This window comes from Actinomyces ruminis (genome assembly GCF_002154335.2).
In the GTDB taxonomy this organism is placed as follows: domain Bacteria; phylum Actinomycetota; class Actinomycetes; order Actinomycetales; family Actinomycetaceae; genus Actinomyces; species Actinomyces ruminis.
The window spans coordinates 1-6,288 of sequence record NZ_MTPX02000012.1 but is presented as its reverse complement, the minus strand read 5'-3'; the positions used below and the strand labels follow the sequence as shown (position 1 = coordinate 6,288).

The window sequence follows — 6,288 nt, the reverse complement described above, 5'->3', positions numbered from 1 at the left end:
CGGGCGGCGGGCCGGCGCCCGGACGAGTGCCCGGCCCCGCCGTGAGGCGACTCAGGCTCCCCAGCCGGCGGCGTTGCCGCCGACGCGTTCGGAACGGATCTTGTCCAGGTAGCCGGACTCCAGGAAGGCCTTCATGGGGTCGGGGGCCAGGCCCTGGGACTCGCGCAGTTCGGCCAGCAGCGGGCGCACGTCGGTGTTGTACGCGTCGACGAAGATGTCGTTGGCGGCCAGGACATCGCCGGCGCGCTGCGCCTGGGCGAGGGCCTCGCGGTCCACCAGCAGCGCCTTGGCGGTGGCTTCCTGCACGTTGGTGGCCGAGCGGATTTCGCCGGGGATCTTCTCCTCCAGGTTGTGGCACTGGTCGAGCATGAAGTTGACCCCGGAGTCGGGGGCGAGCGCGCCGACGGCGACGATCTCGTTCATGATGCGGAACAGCTGGTAGGGGTCGGCGGCGCCCACGATGAGGTCGTCGTCGGCGTAGAAGCGCGAGTTGAAGTCGAACGCGCCCAGGCGGCCCAGCCGCAGCAGCTGAGCGACGATGAACTCGATGTTGGTGCCCGGGGCGTGGTGGCCGGTGTCGAGGACGACCTTGGCGCGCTCGCCCAGCGCCAGGCAGTGCACCAGGGAGGTGCCCCAGTCGGGCACGTCGGTGTGGTAGAAGGCCGGCTCGAAGAACTTGTACTCCAAGACCAGCTGCTGATCGTCGTCGAGCGCGGCGTAGATCTCCGCCAGGGAGTCGGCCAGGCGGTCCTGGCGGGCGCGGATGGAGTCCTGGCCGGGGTAGTTGGTGCCGTCGGCCAGCCAGATCTTCAGGGCGGGGGAGCCGGTGGCGCGCATGATGTCGATGCACTCCAGGTGGTGGTCAATCGCCTTGCGGCGGATCCGCTCATCCGGGTTGGTCAGGGAGCCGAGCTTGTAGTCCTCGTCCTGGAAGACATTGGAGTTGATGGTGCCGATGGTGACGCCCTGGTCCTCGGCGTGAGCGCGCAGCGCCTCGTAGTCGTCGACCTTGTCCCACGGGATGTGCAGGGACACCCGGGGGGTGACGCCGGTGTACTTGTTGACCTGGGCGACGTCGTCGATCTTCTCGTACGGGTCGCGCGGTACGCCGGCGGTGGTGAAGACGCGGAAGCGGGTGCCGGAGTTGCCGAAGGCCCAGCTGGGCAACTCGATGGTCTGGGTCTGGAGCAGGCTGCGGGCCTCTGCGCTGAGGTCGCTGAGGGTAGGGGTGGTGGCAGTCATGGGTTCTCTCCGTTTCGTGAGGCGGTGGATGGGTGTTGGTTAAGGATTCTCTTGGTGTGCGGGCTGGAGTCGAGGTCAGGGAAGGTAGAAGTACGGGGGCAGGATCTCGTTGGTGCCGCCGTCGGGCTGGACGAAGTACTGGGCCATCTCCGCCTGCCAGCGGGTGTTGACCTCCTCGTTCGCCATGGCGGCCTGGGCGGCGTCGACGTCGTCGGATTCGAAGTAGCCGACGACGAGCCCGTCCTCGGGCCGCAGGAACAATGAGTAGTTGCGCCATCCGCAGCGGGTCAGGGCCTGGCGCATCTCCTCCCAGACGTGCTGGTGGACCTCGACGTATTCGTTGAGGCGGTCTGGGCGCACGTGCAGCAGGAAGCAGCAGCGGTGGGGAGAGCGGGCCGAGGTGGTGCTGAGCAGCTCGGTTAGGGGTGCTGGTTCGGCGGCGCCCGCAATGGGGGTGTCGGCGGCGGGGGAGTCGGTCATTGAACGTCCTTGTTCGAATCTGGTGCCGCGTGTCTCGCGGTGACGGCCAACGATGTGAACCGTTTCAATGCATACTACTGTAGTCCGGCTGCTGGGTACTAGTCAAGGGGAGGCTGGGAACCGCCGGCTGTGGTTGTTGCTTGTGCGTGACATCTAGGTGTGTGAAGCTATATAACGTCCTGATGACGTGACCTGCAGATTTGCTTGTACGTGCGAGGAGTTGCTCATGGCTCGTTTCCCGACTGGTTTGCCTTGGCGGGGCCGTGCCGCGGCAGGCGCTGTGGTGCTGCTTGTGGCGTGTGGGCCGTTGGTGGCGTGTTCGTCGGGTTCGGATGAGGGTGGCCTGGATATCCCTACTTATGATCCGGAGGCGTGGGCGTCGGCGGAGGCGGCGGGTGTGGTGACTGCGGAGTCGCTGTCTACCGACCGCTACGTGGTGACCTCCATCCCCGAGGATCTGGATGAGAAGCAGACCGAGGTCCTCAAGGCCTTCGTCAACTATGACCAGGTCACCTGGAACATCTGGTTCACCGGCACCGGCGTAGAGAACGCCGAACCCCTCACCACGCCCGACGCGTATCAGAGCCTCAAGAATTACTACGACCCCATAGCGGGCGAGACGGTGAATGGTGGTTTGCGTATAGCGATCATCTCCGTAGCCGTTACAGCGCCCGACCTGGCCAGCAGGCAGGCCGAAGTCAGGGTCTGCAGTGATCAAGCAGATCTGACTTCATATGACACCTCGGGCACAGAGAACACCGATCCTGAAACACTCCAAGGGCGTTACGAAAGAGTCGTGACTCTCGTCTATGACGGTACGACATGGCGCACAGACGATGAGCGAACACTCTCCACAAACGAGTGCTGGGTCTGAGTCATGAAGAGTTACCAAAATAACGGCAGCCTCGCCGCAGTATCAATCGTCTTACTTCTACTTTCCGTTCTATTAGGCATTGAGGCGCCCGCGTATGCCGCAGGAGTTGGGGGCCGAAATACTGCTGGTTCGTCTTCTGCTGCTTCTGGTTCGATTTCGTCGGGTGTGGATGGTTCGGTGACGATGACTGTCACAGTGACCTCCACGTCGGCTGCTCCGGATGGGTCGGCTGGTTCTGGCGGTGCTGAGGCGTGGTCGCAGGCGGTGACCGCGAGTGTGCATCCGGTGTGCTGGTACACGCGGGGCATGTCGGGCGCTGAGACCGCGAAGTGGTTGGAGTCTCCGGATGGCGCCGCGTTCGATCTGTTCCACCGCAATAACAACAACGACGACCCGGAAGGGCTGGAGGAGCAAAAGGCGCGTTACTCCGGCTATGAGTCGTATGCGGACGATGAGGAGGGCTACTGGTATGTGGCGACCTGCTCCTCGGCATACATGGCCGACGACGACCCACGCGACTTCTACGACGTGATTCAGGACTACGTGGCTTCTCATGCGCCGGTGTGGGTTCCCGCCGGCGAGTCTGCTCCCGTTCCGGAGGTGGATGGGGCGACTCTGGCTCAGGCGGCGTGGGACTCAGTCACGATTCCGACGGCGACGATTTCGTATAACCCGATGTATGGGGGTGTGGGGGCGACGTTTGTGGGTATGGATACCTGGGTGTGGGCCACGGGTGATACTCCCAAGGAAGTGACTGTGACGGCTACCGCTGGGTCGACTACGGCGACGATCACGCTGCGGCGTCGATGTTGACTTTGCAGCCCGATGATGGGACGGCTACGTGTACTGGGTTCGGTATCCCCTGGAGTGAGGAGAATGATTCGAAGGGTACGGACTGTGTGATCGTGTTCGACCGGTCTAGTGCGCACTTTAAGGACTCTGTGACGCCGGTGGATGTGAAGGTGTCCTACGCGATCACCTACACCGCCTCCGATGGCGCGTCGGGCTCCATGGATACTCACACCACCTCCGCTACCACTACGATCCCGGTGGCTGAGATCCAGGTAATCAACACCCAACCGACCAAGCAGCCATGAGCGTCCGACGGTGATGTTCCCTAACGGGGCCTGGCGTCGTCGATGCTTGCGTGCGGTGTGTGGGCGTGTGAGACTTTGTAACATCCTGATGACAAGCTCTTGCCCCTTAGGAGTCACTGATGCGTCGTTTCCATACTGGTTCGCTCGGACTGCGCCGTGCTGTCGCGGGTGTTGTGGTGCTGCTTGTGGCGTGTGGGCCGTTGGTGGCGTGTTCGTCGGGTTCGGATGAGGGTGGCCTGGATATCCCTACTTATGATCCTGAGGCTTGGGCGTCTGCGGAGGCTTCGGAGTCGGCGGCTGCCGCGGCAGCCTCGGCGTCGGCTGCGGCCTCTGCGGAGGCGGCGGGTGTGGTGACTGCGGAGTCGCTGTCTACCGACCGCTACGTGGTGACCTCCATCCCCGAGGATCTGGATGAGAAGCAGACCGAGGTGCTCAAGGCCTTCGTCAACTATGACCAGGTCACCTGGAACATCTGGTTCACCCGCGAGGGGGTAGAGAACGCTGAACCGCTCATGACCGACGAGGCGTACCAGATACTCAAAGACAACTATGAAGATGCCGTCGAGGGGTACACGGACGGTACTGTAAGGATCGCCGTGACGTCGGTGTACCTGACGTCGCTGTATGCTCGACGCCCAAAGCCACGGTTGAGATCTGCGACGACCAGACCGACCTGGTTGATTATGACGCTGACGGTAATGACATCAGTAACCCTGAGACTCTACAGAGAAGATTCGAAAAAACTATAACAATGGTCTACGAAGACGGGAATTGGAAAGCAGTCGAAGAGCAGACTCTCTCCGCAAATGAATGTGCGGTATAGGTTATGGCAACATCGATCAAATACTTGGCGAAGATGGCGGCATCCATTTGTCTAGTATCTGCCTGCGTTTTGTCCCCCTCGGCATATGCCGCATACGGCAAAGACTCGAATACAGGTGGCAGTTCTTCTGGTTCGGTGTCTGCTGGTGGGGATGGTTCGGTGACGATGAGTGTGGAGGTGGAGTCTGTGTCGGCTGCTTCGGATGGGTCGGCTGGTTCTGGTGGTGGCGTTTCGGTGTGGTCGCAGGTGGTGACCGCTGCGGTGCATCCGGTGTGCTGGTATGAGCAGGATGGTACTGGTGCGGATCGGGCGGAGTGGATTGATTCGGGGAAGGCGGCGGAGTACATCCGTTTCAACCACAGTGGTTCGGTGGAGGAGTACAAGACTCACTTCCCTGACTATGAGTCGTATGCGGATGATGAGGAGGGGCACTGGTACATCCCGTACTGTGACCCCCGGTACATGACTGACGATGATGAGCGCGACTTCCGTGAGATCGAAGACGCCTACATCGCCGACCACGACCCCGTGTATGTGCCTGCTGGCGAGTCTGCTCCCGCCCCGGAGGTTGATGGGGCGACTCTGGCGCGGGCGGCGTGGGACTCAGTCACGATCCCTACTGCGACGATCTCGTATAACCCGATGTATGGGGGTGTGGGGGCGACGTTTGTGGGTATGGATACCTGGGTGTGGGCCACGGGTGATACTCCCAAGGAAGTGACCGTGACGGCTACGGCGGGGTCGACTACGGCGACGATCACGGCTACGGCCTCGATGTTGACTTTGCAGCCCGATGATGGGACGGCTACGTGTACTGGGTTCGGTATCCCCTGGACTGAGGAGAACGACGCCAAGGGTACGGACTGTGTGATCGTGTTTGACCGGTCCAGTGCGCACTTCAAGGACTCTGTGACTCCGGTGGATGTGAAGGTGTCCTACGCGATCACCTACACCGCCTCCGATGGCGCTTCGGGCTCCATGGATACTCACACCACCTCCACGACCACTACGATCCCGGTGGCGGAGATCCAGACGATTATTGTCCGGCCCACCGACGAACCTTGAGATGTCAGGTGGAGGCTCGTGTGGGATGGTTGTCGGTGATGCTCCTGGTCTTGGGCGGTGACGGCGTGCGTGTGGTGAAGACCGTGAGATCACGATCAAGAGGGGCTAGACGGCCTGGCCGCGACGCCAGATGGCGAGCTTGGCGGTGGTGGGGCGGTCATGCCGTCGTGGCCTTTTGCCTGGCCATGTCCTTGGGCGCCTGCGGTCTTATTGATGGTTCGGCTGATCCAACCCGTGCTCCGAGCACTCCGCTGGTGGATGAGACCATCTGTGGTGTCTTCCCCAACCAGGACCTCCAGGAGACCCTAGGCTTTGACACCTACTGGTATGACTACATCACCGGCCCCACATCGAATGTGAAAACCGGCCAATCTGGTTACAGCTACCGCTGCGACATACGGTCTACCGGTAAGCCCTTTGGGGTGCTTAAGCTCAGGTACGACATCGGTAGTCAAGTGCAGACGAATGAGGGGCCGGCGTTGGAGTTCGATGATATTCCCGTCGAGTATCCCGATACGGCCCGGGAGGTGACTTTCGAGGGTGTGGAGGGTGAGGGTTGGGTTTGGACCTTTGATGTCAGTATCTATGTGGCCTGGCGGTACAGCGACAACCAGGTGCTGTTGGCGAGGTTGACTTATTGGGGTCCGGATGAGGGTCTGGATGAGCAGGTGGAGAGGTTCCATTCTGTTCTTGAGCCGGCATTGGTC

At 61.6% G+C, this 6,288-nt stretch carries 8 protein-coding genes; 6 read left to right on the top strand and 2 right to left on the bottom strand.

The features are described 5' to 3' along the window. Positions 1-51: 51 nt before the first annotated feature. Positions 52-1,242 carry an L-rhamnose isomerase gene (rhaI, locus tag BW737_RS01810; RefSeq protein ID WP_086616063.1) on the bottom strand — a complete coding sequence of 397 codons (1,191 nt, stop codon included), beginning with the start codon at positions 1,240-1,242 and terminating at the stop codon, positions 52-54. Between the two features lie 75 nt (positions 1,243-1,317). Then, positions 1,318-1,722: an L-rhamnose mutarotase gene (locus tag BW737_RS01805; protein ID WP_086616064.1), complete on the bottom strand. Its 405-nt coding sequence runs from the start codon at positions 1,720-1,722 to the stop codon at positions 1,318-1,320. 226 nt (positions 1,723-1,948) lie between these two features. Between BW737_RS01805 and BW737_RS01800 the strand changes: the two genes are divergently transcribed. From BW737_RS01800 to BW737_RS01775, 6 genes are all read left to right on the top strand, one after another. Then, the gene (locus BW737_RS01800; RefSeq protein WP_180271990.1) at positions 1,949-2,596 is read left to right on the top strand and encodes a hypothetical protein; all 648 of its coding nucleotides are present in this window, start codon (positions 1,949-1,951) and stop codon (positions 2,594-2,596) included. Positions 2,597-2,902: 306 nt separating this feature from the next. After that, positions 2,903-3,409 (top strand): hypothetical protein, encoded by a 507-nt coding sequence (locus tag BW737_RS01795; RefSeq protein ID WP_143233223.1) that lies wholly within the window; start codon positions 2,903-2,905, stop codon positions 3,407-3,409. After that, entirely contained in the window at positions 3,403-3,693 is a 291-nt protein-coding gene (locus BW737_RS01790) for a hypothetical protein (RefSeq protein ID WP_143233222.1), read from the top strand. Before BW737_RS01795 ends, BW737_RS01790 begins: the two co-directional genes overlap by 7 nt. A gap of 119 nt (positions 3,694-3,812) precedes the next feature. Continuing rightward, positions 3,813-4,442 carry a hypothetical protein gene (locus BW737_RS15485; protein WP_143233221.1) on the top strand — a complete coding sequence of 210 codons (630 nt, stop codon included), beginning with the start codon at positions 3,813-3,815 and terminating at the stop codon, positions 4,440-4,442. 323 nt (positions 4,443-4,765) lie between these two features. Next, a complete protein-coding gene (locus tag BW737_RS17345) occupies positions 4,766-5,581 on the top strand; it encodes a hypothetical protein (protein WP_257210356.1) in 816 nt (271 codons plus the stop codon). A 254-nt stretch (positions 5,582-5,835) separates the two neighbouring features. Next, a partial coding sequence (locus tag BW737_RS01775) for a hypothetical protein (protein WP_143233220.1) occupies positions 5,836-6,288 on the top strand: 453 nt, incomplete at its 3' end.